Genomic DNA, 20,553 nt, shown 5'->3' with positions numbered 1-20,553 from the left:
CGGGGCGCGCTCGGCGAGAGCTCGGCGGGAACTCGGCGGAGGAGCTCTGCCATGGGCATACCTCGACATGGCCGTTTCCGGGGACCCGGCGCCCTATCCTGAGGGCCGGCAGGCCCACGGCCCGACCTGATGTGGTCCGGCCGCTCCTCACCGGCGTCAGGAGGGTCAGGTGCGCATCGTTCTTCCACCCGCCGCCGGGTGGTCGCGGGCCGAAGACCGCTGGTGCCCCATGGCGAAGGCGGGGAACCACCTGATCAACATCGACGATCTCGATGCCAGTCTCACCATGCTCGGCGGAGTGGAGGCCTACGGTACCGCGCTCGTCACGGCTGCCGGGCCGCGCGGCACGCCGTCGCGGGCGTTCGGCGGGTGTGCTCCCCGACCTGGCGGTGTCACCGCCGCGGCGGNGACATTCCTGGAGAATGCCCGGCATAGAACGTTGAGCGCCACCTCCCGGCCCGGCGGCCCAGGCGGACCCGGGGAGACGACGTGACGACGCGAGCGGAGGTGCGGGTCATGAGCGGCGGCCGCGTGACCACGCCGATCGGCAGGCCCGGGGTTCCCCGGGATGCGGGGGCCCTGCCACCATCCACCCCCGGCCTTTACGCTCTTTTAGGGTCGCCCGCCGACGATGGCGGGCGCGTCGGATCAGGTCGCCGGCACGGCGATTTACACCCTCGACGTGCCGTGGGGGAAGCTGGGAGAATACATCTCCATGAATGTGTGATGACCAGCTCGACGAGTGCGACCACTTCGGTCGATCATCGGGCGCGCGCCGTCGGTGTCCCGAGACGGCCACGGCGAGCATCGACGACCCGATCGTCAGGGGCAGGAGGCACCCAGCACATGGCTCTGCGCACACCGCCCGCATGCGTTCTCCCGGCTGTTTCCGGCCGCGTCCGATTTCTCCCGGCGGCATGACGGTGGACCTCAACCCGCATGACGACGCCCCCACGGTCGCCTACCAGATCACCGGGAGCGGGCCGTTCGAACTCGACGACGACCTGGGTCGCTGCCCGGTGTGCGCGGCACCGGTGTATGCCGACGACCGGTACTGCGAGGTCTGTGGTCACGGGCTGGAGGGTCCGCACCCCGGCCACGGCGACGCCGACCACAGCGAGGTCGACCTCGGCCAGCTCGCCGGCGTGTGCGACCGCGGCGTCCGGCACACCACCAACGAGGACGCCATGGGCCTGGCCGTCGTGTNCGGCACGCTGATCGCGGTGGTGTGTGACGGCGTATCGACCACTCCGGGCTCCGGGCAGGCCTCGGCCGCCGCGGCGGCCGCGGCCATGGCCGTCCTCGCGGATGCGGTGCGTGCCCACGGCCCGGGGCGCCCCGTCCACCACGGCACCCGCCCGTCGCGCGGCGTCAGCCGGGCCGAGGAGATGCTCGACATCCTCGAACCGTCGTATGCCGACTACAAGAAGCCGCGAACATCGCCCCGCGCGGTTGTCGGCGGGTTCTCCCCGGAGGACGCCGAGGCCGCGCTGCACGCCGCCGTCGACGCGGCCCAGGCGACCATCGCCCAACTCAGCGCGGCCGAGGGGCGGATGGCGCCGTCGTGCACGTTCGCCGCGGCCATCGTCACCCCGCCGACCCCGGACGGGCCGGGCATGGTCACAGTCGGCTGGGTCGGCGACAGCCGGGTCTACCTGCTCGGTCCGCGCTGGTGCGAGCGGCTGACCGCCGACGACACCTGGGCGGCCGAGGCCGCGCGCGCGGGGCTCATCCCGGCCAACGAGGCCGAGACGCACCGGCGGGCGCACACCCNCNCCCNCNGGCTGGGCGGCGACGTCGAGGACGTCGCGCCGCACACCGAGATGTTCCCGATCGAGGCGCCGGCCACGGTACTGGTTTGCAGCGACGGGCTGTGGAACTACGCGTCCCGGCCAGACGTGATGGCCGCGCTCGTCAACCAGCTCCCACCCCACTGCGAGGCCATCGACGTCGCCCGCCACCTCGTCGACTTCGCCATCAACTCCGGGGGACACGACAACATCACGGTGGTGGCCGCCCGGGTGGAGGACTGATGAGCGCCTTCGCCGCGGAGGTCTACCAGAACGAGTACCTTCCGGTACCGTACCGGCGCGTGGGGAATCGAGTCGCGCGACTACCATTTGAATGTCCAGGTGCCCGCCCGCGCGCTGGGAACCGAGGCGCTGGCGGCGCGGGTCAGCCTCGTCGTCGACGGCCGGGTGACGTCAAAGGCGCTGGTCCGAGCGGTTTGGACGGACGATGAGACCCAGTGGAGCCGGATCAACGACCCGGTCGCCCACTACACCGACCAGGCGGAACTCGCGGCCGCGGTGCTACGGGGTCTGGAGGCGCGTCGGGCCGACGACGAGGCGACTGCGACACTGTTGCTCGGACGCGGCGCTCAGCTGGCGCTCGCCTCCGGCAACGGAGACACCTACCGCCTCCTACAGAAGGTGGTTCACGTCGACAATGCCACAACAGGTACGGTTCGGTTGAAGAAGAACGTCAAGAAGATCGATGAGATCGATGAGATGGTCCTTGACACACGGTCGACGAGGACCCTCCGGGTGAACCGGTGATCAGGTGAGGGCACGATGCCCTACGGGGCACCTGTCTCACGACCCGACTACTGCGATCGGTGCGGAATTGGGATCATGAGTGGTCAGGAGAGGTACGAATACCGTCCGGAGGACGGCGGGCGAGCTCCCTACGGAGCAGATGCCCCCGGCCGCTCGGCTGACGGGAACCGCCGGCGTGGGCCAGCCGAGCAGACCGGCCCGGATGCGGACGGTCCAGATGGCTACGACCCGTTGGGCATCCGCCGTTCGCCAGCCGACCTGCCCGGGGTGACGGACCCGCCGCGCGGCGGCGACCCGCGCGGCGGCGACGCGTATGGCGGGTATGGCCGCGACGGCTACCCCGACCAGTCCCGGGGGGGCCGCGGTTATCAGGAGGACCCCTACGGCCCGCCCGGTGGCTATGATCGTGCCCCCTACCCACGCGGGCGTGACGAGCGGCCGGCCCCCGACGACCGGATCGACCACGGGCGCGATCCCTACGGCCGGGACTGGGGCACGCCGGAGAACCGTGGCGGTTACCCCGTCGGCCGCGACAGCCGCGAGGAGCGCGTCCCGGGCGGCTACCCCGACCTCGATCCCCGCGATGATCCCCGCGATCCCTACGACCGCGACCCCTACAGCCGCGGCCATGACGACCGGGCCGACCGCGGCGGCTACCCCACCGGCCGCGACAGCCGCGAGGAGCGCGTCCCGGGCGGCTACCCCGACCTCGATCCCCGCGATCCCCGCGATCCCTACGACCGCGACCCCTACAGCCGCGGCCATGACGACCGGGCCGACCGCGGCGGCTACCCCACCGGCCGCGACAGCCGGACGCCGGGTGGATATCCGGATCCGCGGGGCGACCTTGATCGCGAGTCGGACACGCACCGCCGGNGCCGGCGCGACGCCGAGTACGGCTACGGTGCGGACCCGCTGGGCATGGACGCCTCCGCCCCGCCCGCGCCAGCCGGCGACCGGGTCACCCAGAGCCGGGGCGGCAACCCGCGGCACACAACCGACCCGCGGCACACGACCGACCCGCGGCACGCTCGGCCCGGCGCCGACCCGCGGCTGAGTGATCCGCGACTGAGTGATCCGCGGCTGAGTGATCCGCGGCTGGGCGATCCGCGACTGGGCGATCCGCGACTGGGCGATCCGCGACTGGGCGATCCGGAACTCGGCGGCACCCGCGGCGGCCACGTCGACCCCCGTGACGCGGTCCTCGACGACCCGCGGGCCGGCGCCGGGCGTGGTGCCGGATGGGACCGGGACCGCGCGTCGGCGGGCAGCACCGTCTGGGAGGCCATCGTCGAGGCGGAGCGCGAGTACTACGACAGCGGCGACGACCACCGGGTCCCGTTCCCGACCTTCTACCCTCGTCGGGTCTTCGCCCTGGCCGGCTCTCAGATGCTCGTGGGACGGCGCAGCGAGTCCCGTGGCATCCATCCCGACATCGACCTGTCCGGAGCGCCGGAGGACCCAGGGATCTCCCGCAGCCACGCCCTGTTCGAACTGCTGCCCGACGGCGGTTACGCGGTCCGCGACCCGGGCTCCACCAACGGCACCCGACTGAACGACGAACCGGACCCCATCGAGCCCGGCCAGCCCGTTCCGCTTCGTGACGGGGACCGGGTCTACCTGGGCGCCTGGACGCGCATCACATTGCGCGCCCGCTGATCTACCAGGTCGCCTGCCGCTGTCCGGGGCGGCAGGCGACCCGCCGATCGGATCAGGCCAGATGCCAGCGCTGGCCCTCTGGAGTGTCCTCCACGATCAGGCCGGCGGCTGCCAGTCTCGACCGGATGGCGTCGGCTTCCGCGTAGTCCCGTCGGGCCCGGGCCGCGGACCTCAGATCCAGCACGACCTGCATCGCGCCGTCCAGCGCCGGCCTGAACTCGGCACCTGCGGTGGGCCACTGCTCATGCGGGTCGAGACCGAAGATGTTCAGCATCCGGCGGGTCACGTCCACCCACCCGGCCAGCTCCCGGCTGTGGGCCTTCGACAGCACCTGGTTTCCCTGACTCACCGCGCCGAACAGGGCCGCCAGCGCACGCCCGACGGCGAGATCATCGTCCATGGCGATGGTGAAATCGGACCAGGCCCGCCGCGGAGTGAGCCTCGACTCACCACCCGGCCCGGGAACCGGCACCGGCCGGGCTCCGGCCACCGTCGGCTGCGCCCCTGCCACCGACGAGACGACCTCGTCGGCCGCCAGTGCCGCCGCCTCCCCGGGCCCGCCGAGGATGTCCAACGCGTTGCGGACAAAGGTCTCCACCCGGTCGTGGGCCGCGGTGGATTCCGCCAGTGCCTCGGCGCTGTACTCGAGCGTGGACCGGTAGTGCGCGGAAAGCAGGTGATAACGCAGAACCTGCGGACGGACCGCGTCGAGGGCGTCGGCCACCAGGACGGAATTTCCCAACGACTTCGACATCTTCGTCCCGCCGGTCGTCAGCAGGCCGACGTGCATCCAGTAGCGCGCCATCTCGCCGCTACTGGGCTCGCCACCACCGGGCTCGCCACCACCGGGGCCGGGCGAATCGGCCGAAGCCGCGTTCGACGCCGGGCGGGCCGTGGCGGCGCAGACCGTCTGGGCCCGTTCGTTCTCGTGGTGCGGGAAAACCAGGTCGAGTCCGCCGCCGTGGATGTCGAAGACCGGGCCGAGGTATTTTCCGGCCATCGCAGAGCATTCCAGATGCCAGCCCGGCCGGCCGTCACCCCAGGGGGACGACCAGAACGGTTCACCGGGCCTGGCTGCCTTCCACAACGCGAAGTCGCGGGGGTCGGCCTTGCCGGGCTCGGCTTCCACGGACGGTTGCATCGCGTCGGGTCGCTGGTGGGACAGTGCTCCGTAGTCGGCGAACGCNCCCNCCCGGAACCAGACCGAACCGCCGCTGGCGTACGCGTAGCCCCCCTCCACGAGGGCCGACACCAGCGCGATCATCTCGGGGATGTGACCGGTGGCGCGCGGCTGGATCGTCGGGGGCAGGATCCCGAGAATGCGGTAGGCGTCGTCGAACGCGCGGGTCTGCCGGGTGGCGAGCTCCCAGACCGAGGTGCCGTCCCGATCCGCGTTGATGATGATTTTGTCGTCGATGTCGGTGACGTTCTGCACGAAGGTCACCGAACGGCCGGACTGCACCAGCCACCGGCGCAGCAGGTCGAAGGGCAGCGCCGTGCGGATGTGGCCCACGTGCGGGGCCGCCTGCACGGTGGGCCCACACACGTAGACGCCCACGTGACCGGGGCGTAGCGGCTCGAATGGCCGCACACGCCGCCTGCGCGTGTCGTAGAGGTGGAGACCCATCTGTCAAGGGTACGGCCCCCGCTCGATCGACGGGACCCAAGGGGAGGGTCAGCCGACCGTCAGTACCCGGTCCGCCACGACCCGGACGACCACCCTGACCTCATCCGGATCATCCCACCGGTACACGTCTCCGGTGTACTTCACCGACAGCCGGTCGATCAGTTCCCGGCCGCCCTCCTCGGTCAGGGTCGCGGTCCCGCGGACCTCGACGTAACCGTAGGGATCGCCCTGGTCGAGGAACATCAGTCCGACCCGCGGATCCCTTGCGATGTCGCGTTCCTTCGCACGTCCCCGCACCGTGGACAGCAGCAGTTCGTCCTCGTCGCGGTCCACCCACAGCACGGTCATCCGCGGCGAGCCGTCGGGCTGGATCGTCGCCAGAACGACGTAGGTCCGGGCGTCGGCAAGGGCCCTCACCGGCTCGGGAAGGCGGTCAGCCATCAGACTCCTCGGGGAGGGGCCAGGGTCGGCCCACCCTCTCATCTCCGCGCCGGCACGCAGTCAGTCGATGACAAAACGGCATANCACCGCCTGACGGGCCCGCCGTCAGGCGCGGATGACGAGCGCGGTCGCGATGGCGGCCAAGCCTTCGCCCCGCCCGGTGAGGCCGAGTCCGTCGGTGGTGGTGGCCGACAGGCTCACCGATGCGCCCAAGGCCACGGACATCGCCTTCTGCGCATCCTCGCGACGCCCGGCCATCCTGGGCCGGTTCCCGATGACCTGGACCGAGACGTTGCCGATCGCCCAACCGGCGGCACCGAGAAGCCGAGCCGTCTCAGCCAGCAGGACCGCGCCCGACGCACCCGCGTACTCCGGTCGGTCCGTGCCGAACACCCGACCCAGATCACCGAGGCACGAGGCGGTGAGAAGTGCGTCACAGGCCGCGTGTGCGGCGACGTCCCCGTCGGAGTGTCCGGCGAGCCCGGTCTCCCCCGGCCATTCCAGGCAGGCCACCCAGCACGGCCGGCCGGCGGCGAACGGATGCACATCGACCCCGACGCCGACCCGGGGCAGGATCACCGTGTTCACCAAGCTGGACGCGGGGGCCTGCCGGCTGATGGGCGCGGCGTCCACGACGGGCTCGTCCCACCGCGGGCCGCCGGTCATCCGCCACTCCGGGCGTCCGTGGACCGGGCACCCGCGAACTGAGGCTCCTCGGACCGGGCCTCCGCGGACCGGGCCTCCGCGGACCGGGCGTCGTCCGCGGGGTCGCAGCGGGCGAGTAGCGCCTCGGCGAGCACGAGATCCGCCGGTCGAGTCACCTTGAATGCCTCCTGCGCGCCGGGAATGGTCGTCACCGGCACTCCCAGAGCCTCCACCAGGCCCGCATCGTCGGTCACAGCGATGTCCTCGAGCGCATACGCGGCGCTCAGCACGTCGCGGCGGAATCCCTGCGGGGTCTGCACGGCTCGCAAACCGTCCCGCGGCGGGGTACGCACCACCCGCCCGTCGGCGTCCACCTCCTTGACCGTGTCGGCCAGCGGCACGACGGGAATCACCGCGGGATGTCCGTCGAGCACCGCAGCCGCCACCGCGTCGACCAGCTCGGGGGGCGTCAGCGGCCGGGCGGCGTCGTGGACCAGTACCACGGAGACGTCGTCGTCCACGGCTCGCAGGGCGCGGCGGACCGAATCCACCCGCTCGGCGCCTCCGGCGATCACATACACGTCCCCGCCAAGCAACTGGGCCACGGCATCGACCAGCGTCGGTGGCGCCGCGACGACAATCTGCGTCACCAGCCTGGAGCGACGCAACGATTCCACCGTGCGCACCAGCATGGGCCTGCCCCCGAGGGCTCGCAGCGCCTTGGGAGTACCTCCCCCCAGCCGCTCACCCCGGCCGGCAGCCGGCACGATCGCCGCCACCCGGGGGCTCGCCACCGGCAACCGGTGACCTTCGCCCACCACAGGACCTCCCGTGTGCCATCCGCCACGAGGGCCTGGCCGATCCAGCCGGCTCGGCGCGAGCCGCCGGTGGGCGCAACACCGCCCACCACCGTCTCGACGCCCACTCAGCCGGAACCTGAGTCGGCAACGCGCTCGGGACGGCGGTCTCCCGGAAAGAGAATGCCTTTCCGGATTATCATGCCGTGCCGAATAGATCGCCTGTCGGCCGGACGAATTACGCCTGCGCCAACGAGCCTACGATCATCCGGCGAGAACCTCGTCGAGCATGGCCTCCGCCTTGTCCTCGTTGGTGCCCTCGGCGAGCGCAAGCTCGCTGACGAGGATTTGCCGGGCCTTGCTCAACATTCGCTTCTCGCCCGCGGAAAGACCGCGTTCGCGATCGCGTCGCCACAGGTCACGGACGACTTCAGCCACCTTGTTCACATCGCCGGAGGCGAGCTTCTCAAGATTTGCCTTGTACCGTCGTGACCAGTTGGTGGGCTCCTCGGTGTGCGGGGCGCGGAGCACCTCGAACACCCGTTCCAGCCCGTCCTGCCCGACGACGTCACGCACCCCGACCATGCCGACGTTGTCGGCCGGAACTCGGACAGTCAGATCGCCCTGAGCGACCTTCAGCACGAGATAGAGTTTTTCCTCGCCCTTGATGACGCGAGTTTCAATCGCGTCAATCAGAGCAGCACCATGATGCGGGTAAACAACGGTCTCGCCGACTTGGAACGCCATGTGTCACGTGCCCCTTCCGCCTCTACCAGCGTAACACGCACGCATCGCCGCAGGTCAGACGCACGCTGCAGGNACTCAAGACCAGCAACGCCAGGGTGAGGGACCCGGCGCCGCCTTCCGGCCACCCGCTCCGGAGGACGGACACCCAGGGACTACAGATCCGCCCAGCCACCCGTCAGATCGCCGCGCACCGACATCGAAGATGTCCTACCAGGTAAAATGGGTGACGATCCGGCGGATGTTGGCTGTACGTTGAGCGCGGGCCGCATGGCGAACCCCCGGCGCGGGCCGGCACGGGGTCCCGCCCGGGCCCCGGCCCACCCGATCCNCCCGACCGGTCCCGCCGCGGCACACCGGACACATCGCGACACATCGCTATGTAACGGTCATCTCGTCATGAAAATGGGCTATCGCCACGGAACGGACGGCGCTCGCCGGGTCGCCCGACAGGTCGTGACTCCCCCCACGCCGTGATGCTGCCCACGTCCGGGGTCGCTCGGACCGATCGCCCAGGCCAGCCGGCCCGGATAGGGCGCCGAAATCCGGCCCGAGCGTGCTCCTGGGCCGGATCCGCGGGTCTCGTACCGCCCACAGCCGCCGCACGTGATGCCGGGGGATGGCTAGTGTTAGCCCCGCACGGGTGAGTCGGGAGACGGACCGTCTTAGACCGAATCATCCGGGCACCGGGGGTGACCCCTCCGCACCGGTTACGACGGCCGGCGGTGGAGGCGGCGCCACCGGTGGTCGCTCCCCGGGGCGACCGTCAACCAGCACCGGTGCGCACCCGAGGCACCGGTCTCGCGCAGGAGGAGCCACCGAGCTGTGAGCCGCCGTCTGGGTGCCCGTTTCACGTCAGCCACACCCGCCGTCGGCGGGGCGTCCGCCGCCCCGGAGTCGGGCCACGACGCCGGCCGACAGTCCACCTTCAGGCGGCGCATCGCCTCCCACCGGATCGGTGTCGCGCTCCTGGCCTCGGTGGTCGGGTCCGCTGGCCTGGCAAGCTGCGCTTCCGGCAACGACGCGGTGACAAACCTCGCCCGGACCACGACCAACAGCGTCTCGAGCGCCGTCGGCAGCATCACGCTACGCAATGTCTATGTGGCAGGCCCGCTGTCCCGGGGAGACTCCGCACAGATCGTCTCGGCGTTCTTCAACGCGGGCACCGAGCCTGACACCATCATCGGTGTGTCCTCCCCCCTGGCGGCGGGCGGCAGGGTCCCGAGCCCCGCCGAGCTGCCACCCGGTTCCGGAAAGATCTTCATTGCCGACGGCTCCGCGCCGACCCTGCAGAACGTCCAGCAGAACCTGTTGATCGGGTCCCAGGTGCCCGTCACCATCACCTTCGCCAAGGCCGGCAGCATCACCCTGGACGTCCCGGTAGAGCAGCCCGCGCCCGGCGCCTCGGCGGCTCCGGGCGCGGTCACCGGGACGCCGCGGGCAGGGCAGTCCGCCTCGCCGTCGGCCGGCGCCACGCCGGCCTCGACGGTCGGCACGACCTCGTCGACTGCCGCTNCCNGGGTCNCGNCGNCCCCCGCCGCGAGCCCTGCGGCCGGCGCCNCCNCCGCGGGCTGACCCGCCGCTGGGCTGACCCGCCCAGCGGGATCCGGCCGGGGTATCCCCATTCGCGGGTACCCGACGCCCGGGAACCCATTCCGCGCGCCGCTGTCGCCGACATGTCGGACCAGCGGACTAACGTTGCGTCCATGGCATCCACTCGCCCGTCGGCCGGCGGTCGCCCGTCGAGTCGTGCGGCCTCAGGCGGGTTCCGGTGTAACAGCTGCGGCTCGGAGTCCGTGCGGTGGGCGGGACGATGCTCGCGCTGCCAGGAGTGGGGCACGCTGGAGGCCCAGGCCCCCGCCCCACGCCGGGGGGCCGGCCTGGTCGCGGGGGGTCGTTCCGCCTCGTCCGCCGCAGTGACGGCACCGGCTCTGCCGGTCATGTCCGTTGACGTGACCGCGACGCGGCGTCGTCCGACCGGGATCGACGAACTCGACCGCGTGCTGGGCGGCGGCCTCGTTCCCGGCGCCGTGATCCTGCTCGCCGGGGAACCGGGGGTCGGCAAGTCCACCCTATTACTGGAGGTCGCGGCCCGCAGCGCCGCCGCCGGTGCCCGCGCCCTGGTCGTCACCGGGGAGGAATCCGCGGCGCAGGTCAGGCTGCGGGCGGGTCGGACGGGTGCGCTGCACGAGGACCTGTGGATCGCCGCCGAGACGGACCTCGGCGCCGTCCTGCGTCACGTCGAGGAGGTCTCACCGGCCCTGCTGGTGGTCGATTCGGTGCAGACCATCTCCGCGGCCGGGGTGGACGGAGCCGCGGGCGGGGTCACCCAGGTCCGTGAGGTCACCGCGGCCCTGATCCGGACGGCCAAGGCGCTGGGACTCGTGACGGTGCTTGTCGGCCATGTCACGAAGGATGGCCTGGTCGCCGGACCACGCCTCCTGGAACATCTGGTCGACGTGGTGCTGCACTTCGAGGGCGAGCGGCACTCCGCACTGCGCCTGGTCCGCGCGGGCAAGAATCGGTACGGACCAGCCGACGAGGTCGGCTGTTTCGAGATGGACGATTCCGGTATCCATGGCATCGCCGACCCGAGCGGGCTGTTCCTGTCCCGGTCCAGCGGCGCGGGGCTGGAGGCGGTGCCGGGAACCTGTGTCACCGTAACGGTTGAGGGCCGACGGCCACTCGTCGCCGAGGTTCAGGCCCTGGTGGCGGAAACCTCGGCGCAGATCCCCCGGCGCGCCGTGTCCGGGCTCGATCCGGCCCGGGTGGCGATGATTCTCGCCGTGGTCGAGCGCCGGGCGAAGGTGCGCTTCGGCCGGGCCGACGTGTACGCCGCGACCGTCGGCGGGGTTCGGTTGGCCGAGCCCGCGGCGGACCTCGCGACGGCCTTGGCGATCGTCAGCGCGGCCAGGGACCGTCCGTTGCCGGCCGATCTCGTCGCCATCGGCGAGGTCGGCCTGGCCGGGGAGGTCCGCGCGGTGGGCTCGGTACGCCAACGGCTCGCCGCCGCGGCCCGGCTCGGCTTTCGCCGGGCGCTCGTTCCGGCGGACCCCGGCCCGGCTCCGGACGGCATGAAAGTCACCGAGGTACCCGACCTGATCGGCGCGATCAGCAAAATGCATGAAACATAGAAAGTGTGTATTTTTCTAACCATATCGGTACTTCACGATGAGGTGGACCCCACCGGCTCCCGTCGCCCCGATAGCATCACGACAGTGGTAATGGGAGACGGTGGGGGAAGCCAAGGAGCTGAGGGAGCCTGATGGCAGGACCACCCGGAGACGACATCTTCCGGGCGACACTGGCCGCGGTCGCGCCCGGAACCCCCTTTCGCGACGGCCTGGAACGCATCCTGCGCGGGCACACCGGCGCACTGATCGTCCTCGGCCACGACAAGGTCGTCGAGGGTCTGTGCACCGGCGGCTTCGAGCTCGACGTGGAGTTCTCGGCGACCCGGCTGCGCGAGCTGGCCAAGATGGACGGCGCGATCGTGCTGTCGTCCGACCTGCAGCGCATCGTCCGCGCGGCGGTGCATCTGGTGCCGGATCCGACGGTGCCGACAGAGGAGTCCGGCACGCGGCACCGAACCGCCGAGCGGGTCGCCAAGCAGGCCGAGTTCCCCGTCATCTCGGTCAGCCAGTCGATGCACATCATCGCGCTGTACGTCGCCGGGCAGCGGTACGTGCTGGACGACTCGGCCGCCATCCTGTCCCGGGCGAACCAGGCCCTGGCTACCCTCGAGCGTTACAAGCTGCGGCTAGACGAGGTCGCGGGCACCCTGTCCGCGCTGGAGATCGAGGACCTCGTCACGGTCCGCGACGCGATCTCGGTGAGCCAGCGGCTGGAGATGGTGCGCCGCATAGCCGACGAGATCGAAGGCTACGTCGTCGAACTCGGCACCGACGGCCGGCTGCTGTCCCTGCAGCTCGAGGAGCTGATGGCCGGGGTCGAGACCGAGCGTGAACTCACCGTCCGCGACTATCTGCCGATCGGGTCGAAGGCGGGGACGCCCGCGCAGGTCCTGGGTGAGCTGTCCGCGATGTCTCCGACCGACCTGCTCGATCTCACCGTCCTCGCCCGGGTGATCGGATTCTCCGGCGGGGCGGACATCCTGGACCGGCAGATCAGTCCACGCGGCTACCGCATGCTGGCGAAGGTGCCCCGGCTGCCACGGATGGTGGTCGACCGGCTCGTCGACCATTTCGGCACCCTGCAGAAACTGCTCGCCGCCGGGGTCGACGATCTGCAGGCCGTTGACGGCGTCGGGGAGACCCGCGCCCGAGCGGTCCGCGAGGGCCTCTCCCGGCTCGCCGAGTCAAGCATTCTCGAACGCTACGTATAGTAACGCTACACACGGTAATGCTACGTGTGGTAGCCGAAGGCGACGGGAGGCCGCCTGCCGCCTCCGGCCGGCCTGGTCGCCTGGCACGATGGCGGGAATGACCAGCCCAGCCAGCACAGCCAGCACAGCCGGCCCAGCCAGCCCAGCCGGAATCAGCAGCGCGTCCGGACCACTGGCCGATCTCGTCCTGGACTGGTTCGCCGTCTGTGGCCGAGACCTACCGTGGCGCCGTCCCCTGACGAGCCCCTGGGCAATCATGGTCAGCGAGGTGATGCTGCAGCAGACCCCGGTCAGCCGGGTGCTGCCGGTCTGGGAGGCGTGGCTGGACCGGTGGCCGACGCCCGCCGCGCTCGCCGCCGAGCCGGCCGGGGAGGCCGTCCGGGCGTGGGGCCGGTTGGGCTACCCCCGGCGCGCCCTGCGGCTGCACCAGGCGGCGACCGTCGTCGTCGAACGGCACGATGGCGAGATCCCCCAACACCTCGACGATCTCCTCGCGCTGCCCGGCATCGGGACGTACACCGCGCGGGCGGTTGCCGCCTTCGCCTTCCGCCAGCGTCATCCGGTCGTAGACGTCAACGTGCGCCGGCTGTTCGCCCGGGCCGTCGAGGGAAGAGCCGACCCGCCGGCCACGGTCAGCCGCCGCGACCTGGTCGAGATCGCGGAGCTGCTGCCGCCGGACACCGAGACGGCCGCCCGGGCCAGCGCCGCGTTCATGGAGCTCGGCGCGCTGGTCTGCGTTGCCCGGGCGCCTCGCTGCGCCGCCTGCCCCCTGCTGGGACGGTGTGCGTGGGTGTCCGCGGGCAGCCCGCCGAGCGCGGGACCCGCACGCCGGCCCCAGGGGTACGCCGGCACCGACCGCCAGGTCCGCGGCCGGCTGCTCGCCGTCCTGCGTGACGCCAGTCCGGCGGTGGGTCAGGAGATCCTTGACCAGGTCTGGGACGATCCGGTGCAGCGGACCCGCGCCCTCGCCGGGCTGATCGACGACGGTCTCGTGGTACGGGTGGCGCCGGGCGTCTACGCGCTGCCCAGCTGACGTCCCTGCGGAAGGGCTCAACCCGGATCGGGAACGGCGCGGAAGCGGTAGCCGACCCCGCGGATGCTCTCGATGACCGTCGGCTGGCCGGCCGTCTCGCCCAGCCGCCGCCGCAGCCGCCGCACGTGCACGGCGAGCGTGTTCGTCTCCGTCTGCGCCGAACCCCAGACCTCCCGCAGCAGCGTCTCGCGCGGGACGACCCGGCCCGCCTGTTCCAGGAGCAGCGCGAGCAGCCGAAACTCCCGCGGCGGGACCGGGACCACGGCCCCGTCGAGGCGGACCTCGTGTGCCGCGCGGTCCAGCTGCACCCGTCCGCCGCGCAGCACCTCCGGCTCGCGCATCCGAGGCGGATACGTTCCGGCCCGTCCGATTCCGATGAACCCCACCATCGCGAGGACCTCGGGAACCCGGTACGGCTTGCCGACGCAGGCGCTGGCCCCCGCGTCGAGTCCGGCGGCGGCTCGCGGCCGGTCATCGGGGCCGACCGCGAGGAGAATCGGCACGTCGTCGTGACCGGGCACGCTACGCACCGTCCGCACGACGGTCACCCCGTCCACCACGGGCAGCCGGGCACTGATCAGCAGCGCGGCCGGATGTCGCAGACCGATCTCCAACAGGGCCAGCGCCCCGTCGGCCACCACGCTGACCTCGACACCGTTCTCGACGAAGGCGTCGAGCATGCCGTCGTCGACGTCCTCGTCCGCGATCAACAGCGCCGGGCAGCTCCCCGGCCCGGTGCCCGTCGTCCGTCTCCGCGGCCCACCGGACGGGCCGCGGTACCGACGTCCGTCGGCTGACGGGTCTACCGCCGCGACCGCCGGGCCTACCGAAACCGCCGGGTCCTCGTCTGCCGAGCCACGGTCTTGCCCCCCCGGTTGACCGGCCCCACGCGGTACCGGGAGCATCCGCGCGTCCTGTCCGCCAATCCCGCCGGCCGTCAGCCGAACCGTCCGGAGATGTAGTCCTCGGTCCGCTTTTCCTTGGGGTTGCTGAAGATCTGCGAGGTCTTGTCGTACTCGACGAGGCGGCCGGGGTCGCCGGTCTTCTCCAACGAGAAGAAGGCGGTCGAGTCGCTGACCCGCGACGCCTGCTGCATGTTGTGGGTGACGATGACGATGGTGAAGCTCGACTTCAACTTCGCGATCAGATCCTCGATCGCAAGAGTGGAGATCGGGTCGAGCGCGGAGCACGGCTCGTCCATCAGCAGGACCTGCGGCTCCACCGCGATCGCCCGGGCAATGCAGAGCCGCTGCTGCTGCCCGCCGGACAGGCCCGCGCCCGGCCGGCCCAGCCGGTCCTTGACCTCCTCCCAGAGGTTCGCGCCCCGCAGTGACTCCTCGACCCGCTCGTCGAGGAGCGCCTTCTTGCGGACCCCGTTCAGCTTGAGCCCGGCGATGACGTTCTCGTAGATGGACATGGTCGGGAACGGGTTCGGTCGCTGGAAGACCATCCCGACGGTGCGGCGGACGGCCACCGGGTCCATCCCGGGCCCGTACAGATCCTCACCGTCGAGGAGTACCTGCCCCTCGACCCGGGCCCCCGGAAGCACCTCGTGCATCCGGTTGAGCGTGCGCAGCACCGTCGACTTTCCGCATCCGGACGGCCCGATGAATGCGGTGACGTTCNTCGGCTCGATGGTCAGGTTCACGTCGGCTACGGCTTTGAACTTCCCATAGTACGCCGTCAGCCCGGAAACGTCGATGCGGGTGGCCATGGCTACCTCGACTCACGATCTTCCTGGATGCTGTTTCAGATGATCGGATCAGATGGGATGGGATGGGATAGGACGTGAGAATGGAATAGGGCGTGATCTGTGCCATGCCGCCGTCCCGAGCCAGGGTCATCACAGCCGCGAGCGTCCGGCGATCAGACGAGCGATGAAGTTGAGCAGCATGATGATGACGATGAGTACCAGGGCGGCGGCCCAGGCCCGGTCCACCGCCGCCTGCTGCGGCTGGCCGGCCTGCGAGTAGATGTACAGCGGCAGTGCGGACTGCTCCCCGGAGAACGGGTTGGCGTTGATGAGGTTCGTGCCGAAGACGGTCAGCAGCAGCGGCGCGGTCTCGCCGGCAACGCGGGCGACCGCGAGCATGACGCCGGTCACGATCCCGGGCAACGCGGTGGGGACGACCACCTTGAGGATGGTCCGCCAACGCGCCACCCCGAGGGCGTAGCTGGCCTCCCGCAGCTCGTCCGGAACGAGCTTCAGCATTTCCTCGGCGGAGCGCACCACGATCGGAATCATGAGCACCGTGAGGGCCAGGGCACCCGCGAATCCGGAGAAGCCCTGGTGAAGGGCGAGGATCCAGAACGCCAGGATGAACAGACCCGCGATGATCGAGGGAAGACCGGTGAGCACGTCGACAAAGAAACTGATCACCCGGCTGACCCGGCCGCGGCCATATTCCACCAGGTAGATGGCCACCAGCAGACCGAACGGCACGGCCAGCAGGCTCGCCAACGCGACCTGCTCCACTGTGCCGATGATCGCGTGGTAGATGCCACCGCCGACGTCACGGGCACCGATGCCGTTCATCGAGTGAGTGAAGAATCCGGGGCGCAGCCGCCTCGCACCCTTCTCGATCACATTCACGAGCACCGCGAGCAGGGGGATGACCGCTAGCAGGAAGGCGGCGTAGACCAGGTTCGTCGCGAACCGGTCCCGGGCCCGGCGGGCGCCCNCGACCAGCGTCGAGGGCACGGTCATCGCGAGGATGAAGAAGACGGCGACCAGCAGGAGGAACTGGATCCTGCTGGAGATCGAGGTCACCAGATAGATCAGGACCGTCAGGACGACGGCACCGGCAGCGGCGGCGAGCGGTACCCAGCGGGGCAGGACCCGGCCCCGCAGCTGCAGCCGGTCCTCACCGCCCGCGACGGCGCTGCCGGGAACGGTCGCGGTTTTCATGCGGCACTCCCCAAGAACTCACGCCGCCGCGCGATGATGGCGCGAGCGATGATGTTGACCAGCATGGTGACGATGAAGAGCACGAGACCGGACGCGATAAGCGCACCGCGGCCGATGTCGTTGGCCTCGCCCCATCCGTTCGCCACGTTCGCGGCGATGGTGTTACCGGCCGGCGCGAGGATCTGCCAGGAGATGTTGAACGACGCCGGCAGGACCAGGGCAACCGCGATGGTCTCGCCCATCGCCCGCCCGAGGCCCAGCATCGAGGCGCTGATGACGCCCGGCTTGCCGTAGGGCAGGACGGCGGTTCTGATCATCTCCCAGCGGGTCGCGCCCAGCGCCATCGCCGCCTCCCGATGCGCACTGGGCACCTGCAGGAACACCTCGCGGGACAGCGCGGCGACGATCGGCAGAATCATGATCGCGAGGACGACACTGGCAACGAAGATCGACCGACCGACCCCGCGATCGGTCTCGAACAGCGGAATCCACCCGAAGTAGTCGGTCAGCCAGCTCTGGATGCCCTTCATGTGCGGCGCGAGCACGAGCAGTCCCCACAGGCCGTAGACGACGCTCGGCACGGCCGCCAGCAGATCGACGATGTAGCCGAGGGCGGAGGCCATCCGGCGCGGCGCGTNCACCGTGATGAACAGAGCGATACCCACCGCGACCGGAACAGCGATAATCATTGCGATGGCAGCGGTGATCATCGTGCCGAACAGCAGTGCGGCGATGCCGAAAACCGGCGGCGTGGCGTTGGGGAACCACTCCTCCGTGGTGAAGAAGTTCCCGGTATTGGCGCCGAGGGCATCGGTGGCGCGCAATACCAGGAAGGCCGCGATCGCGGCGATCAGTACCAGCAGCCCGACCCCGGCCGTGCGGGTGGCATTCTTGAAGATCAGGTCAGCGACGCCGACCTTGGCCTTGCCTGTCGAGGTGTCCGCCAGCCCGCCGGCCGGCCGATCACCTCCCGATGGGGCCGTCGCCGAAGCGGCACCCCGAGACTCGGCGTCCGCCGAGCTGTCCGGCTCCGTCGTCATGGGTCCTCTTCCCCTGGTGCTCCGAACTCGACTTCCCGCTCGTGAAATGCCCTGGCCGTCACCGTCTTGGCTGGTCTGGTGCTGCTGGTCTGGTGCTGCTGGTCTGGTCTGAATGCGCTGGCCGTTCCCGGCTGCTCTCACCGTCGTCGTCAACGAACGACGGGCCCGCGATGGGGCTGTTCACCCCACCGCGGGCACCGGCTAGTCCGATCGGAGCTGCGTCAGATCGACGTCAGGACAGCTTGTCAACCACCGCGCGGACCCGAGTCGCTACCGAGTCCGGCAGCGGCGCGTAACCAAGGTCGGCGATCGAGGACTGGCCCGCGTCCGACGCGGTGTAAGTCAGGAAGGACTTGACCAGCTTGGCCTGGTCGGCCGGGAGACCCGTGGTGCAGGCGATCTCGTAGGTGACCAAGTAGATCGGGTAGGCCCCCTTGGTCGCCGCGGTGTAGTCGAAGGTGAGCTTCAGATCGTCACCGCTGGCAACCTTCGCGGTGCTCAGGCCGAGGGAGGCACCATCCGTGCTCGCCTTGACGTACTCTCCGGCACCGTTCTTGACCGCGACCGTGGACAGCCCGGCGTTCTCCGCGTAGGAGAGCTCCGTATAACCGATCGAGTTCTCGGTGGACTTCACGGTCGCAGTCACCCCGTCGCTGCCCTTGGCACCCTGGCCGCCCGGGGCCTTCCAGTCCGAGCCGGAGTCGAAGGTCCAAGCGGCGCCGGCCGCGCCCTTCAGGAACTTGGTGAAGTTGTCGGTGGTGCCGGAACCGTCGGACCGGTGCACCGAGGCAATCGGCGCGTCAGGCAGAGTAACCCCGCTGTTCTCCGCGGTGATCGCCGGGTCGTTCCACTTGGTGATGGCGCCGGAGAAGATCTTCGCTATCGTCGGGGCAGACAGCTGGAGCTTGTCGACACCCGAGAGGTGGTATATAAGCGCCACCGGGCCGACCACCATCGGCAGGTCGACAGCCGTACCGGGGGTACAGCGCTTGTCCGCGTCGGTCTTCTGCTGGTCCTTCAGCGCCGAGTCGGAACCGGCGAAGGAAACCTGCTTGGCGACGAACTGCTGCCGACCGGTCGAGGACCCCGTCGACTGATAGTTGATCTTTGCTCCGTCGCAGGCGTTCTGGTACGCCTTGACCCATTCGTCCATCGCGTTCTTCTGCGCGGAGGAACCCGATCCGGTAATGGAGCCCTTCTCGCAGGCGATCGCGCTCGCCCCGTTCGACGGCTTCGCCGCGGTGCCGCCGGAGTCACTGTTGTCGTCGGTGCCACACGCCGCCACAGTGAGCAGTGCCACCATTGCAGCCCCGATGGCGGCCTGACGCTTGCCTCGGTTCACGAGCAGCCCTTCGTTCTCGCGCGCTACGGCGCCGAATCGTCCGCCCCCTGGACTGGGGCGCCGACGAGAATCGAAGCCACCTCGAATGAACGCAAGGTGAACGTCCGCGAACGCGGACCCATCACCAACCGGAACACATCCATATCACCGGCTTCGCGGTTGGTTAGCCAGCCAATGGCCAATCCGATCATGACTGTGCGCATCAAATGATCGGCAGATAGTCACTCTCGCCCATCGTCCCGAACATCACGCCACGCCCGGAACACCGTGGACAAGTGACCCTCGGTCACGGACGGGAGCGTTACGAGAACGGATGGAAGCGGACAAGAACGGACGGGAGCCTAATGAGAACGGACAGGAACAGGCGAGAGTCCGACAGGAAGAACGCCGAGCCGCCCGGAACTTGATCATTCACGGTCATCGAGCGGCATCGTCGCTGTCAACCTTCCGACGCAGCAAGCATCGAAAGTTCACCGACGCGCGTCATGTCCGGCCCGGGGGGCCGCGCCCTGCGACGCAGTGGGACGGAGCCGGCGAAGCGGCCAACCCGCGCGCCGCGCTACGCAGCTGATCAGGACCTTCGTCCTCTGTTACCAGACGTCCACTCTGAGCACAGATCGCCGGTAGCCAACCCCGCGTTCTCGTGCTTTGCTGTAAAGCAACATCGATGTGGCTGACAGCATCAACGGCGTAGCCGAAGCAACGGCGTAGCCGAAGCAACGGCGTAGCCGAAGAGCACCACGACCCGTCCGTTCCACCCGACCAGTCCACCCGACCAGCGCATCCGCCTGCGCCCGCCCACCGGGAGCCGTCCCGCCCGGCGATGAAGCGCGCCACGGCCAGCCACCGCCGCGTNGCGGGACGACGATGTCCCGTCACGCGGCGGATCGGCGGGGTCCGGCAAGCCGCAGACCGCATGGCGCGGGGCCCGCGGGTACCGCCGCGTCCGGTTGGCCGGACGACCCGGGGCCGGCGCTGCGCACCCCGTGCCGGCGGCACCAACCAGACGCGGCACGACATGCGACACGACAACGGAGGACGACCAGAACATGAACACCGTCGATAACGACGATCTTCTACCAGAACCCCGTCCGGTCATCGGGGGACGGCCACGGTCACTGGCCGAGGTGGTCACCGTCAACGATGGCTTACTCGTCCAACACGAGCTGCTCCTCGCCCCGGGAGCCACCGCTGCCGACCTGACCACCGCGATGATCCTCGTCCCCCCCACGGCCGCGCTGGTCAGCCATCACGGCGACGTGGACGTCTCACTGGTATTCCAGGAGGTTTCGCGGGATGCTCGGCGCGGGGTCGACGGGCAGCCAGTCGGACGCGGCGGCGATCCGGGCCGGACCTGAACCGTCCACTCTGGCGACCGTCCCCTCAGCGACCGTCCACTCTGGCGACGGGCCGT

16 protein-coding genes and 2 pseudogenes are annotated in these 20,553 nt (G+C 70.3%); 8 read left to right on the top strand and 10 right to left on the bottom strand.

Annotated elements, in window-relative coordinates:
* Positions 1 to 917: 917 nt before the first annotated feature.
* The 3 genes and pseudogenes from ALLO2_RS02150 to ALLO2_RS02140 all read left to right on the top strand — a co-directional run bounded on the left by ALLO2_RS02150 (position 918) and on the right by ALLO2_RS02140 (position 4,217).
* Positions 918 to 2,033 (top strand): annotated as a pseudogene (locus tag ALLO2_RS02150) (PP2C family serine/threonine-protein phosphatase).
* Positions 2,034 to 2,078: 45 nt separating this feature from the next.
* Positions 2,079 to 2,558: pseudogene (locus tag ALLO2_RS02145) on the top strand (hypothetical protein); the annotation flags it as partial.
* 75 nt (positions 2,559 to 2,633) lie between these two features.
* On the top strand, positions 2,634 to 4,217 hold the full coding sequence (locus ALLO2_RS02140; protein ID WP_232234826.1) for an FHA domain-containing protein: 1,584 nt from the start codon (positions 2,634 to 2,636) through the stop codon (positions 4,215 to 4,217).
* A 52-nt stretch (positions 4,218 to 4,269) separates the two neighbouring features.
* On the opposite strand, the gene ALLO2_RS02135 is transcribed toward ALLO2_RS02140, so the two are convergent.
* From ALLO2_RS02135 to ALLO2_RS02115, 5 genes are all read right to left on the bottom strand, one after another.
* Complete coding sequence (locus tag ALLO2_RS02135) at positions 4,270 to 5,844, bottom strand: cysteine--tRNA ligase (protein ID WP_035729208.1); 1,575 nt, start codon at positions 5,842 to 5,844, stop codon at positions 4,270 to 4,272.
* Between the two features lie 48 nt (positions 5,845 to 5,892).
* Positions 5,893 to 6,285: a PPOX class F420-dependent oxidoreductase gene (locus ALLO2_RS02130; protein ID WP_011438607.1), complete on the bottom strand. Its 393-nt coding sequence runs from the start codon at positions 6,283 to 6,285 to the stop codon at positions 5,893 to 5,895.
* Between the two features lie 105 nt (positions 6,286 to 6,390).
* Positions 6,391 to 6,951, bottom strand: a complete 561-nt coding sequence (gene ispF / locus ALLO2_RS02125; RefSeq protein ID WP_011438608.1) for a 2-C-methyl-D-erythritol 2,4-cyclodiphosphate synthase — start codon at positions 6,949 to 6,951, stop codon at positions 6,391 to 6,393.
* On the bottom strand, positions 6,948 to 7,748 hold the full coding sequence (gene ispD / locus ALLO2_RS02120; protein ID WP_011438609.1) for a 2-C-methyl-D-erythritol 4-phosphate cytidylyltransferase: 801 nt from the start codon (positions 7,746 to 7,748) through the stop codon (positions 6,948 to 6,950). Before ispD ends, ispF begins: the two co-directional genes overlap by 4 nt.
* A gap of 243 nt (positions 7,749 to 7,991) precedes the next feature.
* On the bottom strand, positions 7,992 to 8,474 hold the full coding sequence (locus ALLO2_RS02115) for a CarD family transcriptional regulator (RefSeq protein WP_006545253.1): 483 nt from the start codon (positions 8,472 to 8,474) through the stop codon (positions 7,992 to 7,994).
* 822 nt (positions 8,475 to 9,296) lie between these two features.
* Between ALLO2_RS02115 and ALLO2_RS02110 the strand changes: the two genes are divergently transcribed.
* From ALLO2_RS02110 to ALLO2_RS02095, 4 genes are all read left to right on the top strand, one after another.
* A complete protein-coding gene (locus ALLO2_RS02110) occupies positions 9,297 to 10,046 on the top strand; it encodes a hypothetical protein (protein WP_035729205.1) in 750 nt (249 codons plus the stop codon).
* A 101-nt stretch (positions 10,047 to 10,147) separates the two neighbouring features.
* A complete protein-coding gene (gene radA, locus ALLO2_RS02105; RefSeq protein ID WP_011438612.1) occupies positions 10,148 to 11,605 on the top strand; it encodes a DNA repair protein RadA in 1,458 nt (485 codons plus the stop codon).
* A gap of 131 nt (positions 11,606 to 11,736) precedes the next feature.
* The gene (disA, locus tag ALLO2_RS02100; protein ID WP_023840706.1) at positions 11,737 to 12,816 is read left to right on the top strand and encodes a DNA integrity scanning diadenylate cyclase DisA; all 1,080 of its coding nucleotides are present in this window, start codon (positions 11,737 to 11,739) and stop codon (positions 12,814 to 12,816) included.
* An 88-nt stretch (positions 12,817 to 12,904) separates the two neighbouring features.
* Positions 12,905 to 13,849, top strand: coding sequence for an A/G-specific adenine glycosylase (locus ALLO2_RS02095; protein WP_035729203.1), 945 nt, complete (start codon positions 12,905 to 12,907; stop codon positions 13,847 to 13,849).
* A 17-nt stretch (positions 13,850 to 13,866) separates the two neighbouring features.
* Here ALLO2_RS02095 and ALLO2_RS02090 read toward each other — a convergent pair whose 3' ends face one another.
* From ALLO2_RS02090 to pstS, 5 genes are all read right to left on the bottom strand, one after another.
* Positions 13,867 to 14,559 carry a response regulator transcription factor gene (locus ALLO2_RS02090; protein ID WP_308726834.1) on the bottom strand — a complete coding sequence of 231 codons (693 nt, stop codon included), beginning with the start codon at positions 14,557 to 14,559 and terminating at the stop codon, positions 13,867 to 13,869.
* A 227-nt stretch (positions 14,560 to 14,786) separates the two neighbouring features.
* Positions 14,787 to 15,563 carry a phosphate ABC transporter ATP-binding protein PstB gene (gene pstB / locus ALLO2_RS02085; protein ID WP_035729202.1) on the bottom strand — a complete coding sequence of 259 codons (777 nt, stop codon included), beginning with the start codon at positions 15,561 to 15,563 and terminating at the stop codon, positions 14,787 to 14,789.
* A 129-nt stretch (positions 15,564 to 15,692) separates the two neighbouring features.
* Entirely contained in the window at positions 15,693 to 16,757 is a 1,065-nt protein-coding gene (pstA, locus tag ALLO2_RS02080; RefSeq protein ID WP_035729201.1) for a phosphate ABC transporter permease PstA, read from the bottom strand.
* Positions 16,754 to 17,797 carry a phosphate ABC transporter permease subunit PstC gene (gene pstC, locus ALLO2_RS02075; RefSeq protein ID WP_035729200.1) on the bottom strand — a complete coding sequence of 348 codons (1,044 nt, stop codon included), beginning with the start codon at positions 17,795 to 17,797 and terminating at the stop codon, positions 16,754 to 16,756. Before pstC ends, pstA begins: the two co-directional genes overlap by 4 nt.
* Before the next feature lie 232 nt (positions 17,798 to 18,029).
* Complete coding sequence (gene pstS, locus ALLO2_RS02070) at positions 18,030 to 19,139, bottom strand: phosphate ABC transporter substrate-binding protein PstS (protein WP_011438619.1); 1,110 nt, start codon at positions 19,137 to 19,139, stop codon at positions 18,030 to 18,032.
* Between the two features lie 1,049 nt (positions 19,140 to 20,188).
* On the opposite strand from pstS, the gene ALLO2_RS02065 reads away from it, so the two are divergent.
* The gene (locus ALLO2_RS02065) at positions 20,189 to 20,497 is read left to right on the top strand and encodes a hypothetical protein (protein WP_023840709.1); all 309 of its coding nucleotides are present in this window, start codon (positions 20,189 to 20,191) and stop codon (positions 20,495 to 20,497) included.
* Positions 20,498 to 20,553: the final 56 nt, after the last annotated feature.

It is taken from the genome of Frankia sp. Allo2, assembly GCF_000733325.1.
In the GTDB taxonomy this organism is placed as follows: domain Bacteria; phylum Actinomycetota; class Actinomycetes; order Frankiales; family Frankiaceae; genus Frankia; species Frankia casuarinae.
Note: the sequence above shows the minus strand (reverse complement) of the source record. Positions and strands in the feature narration are given on the sequence as shown.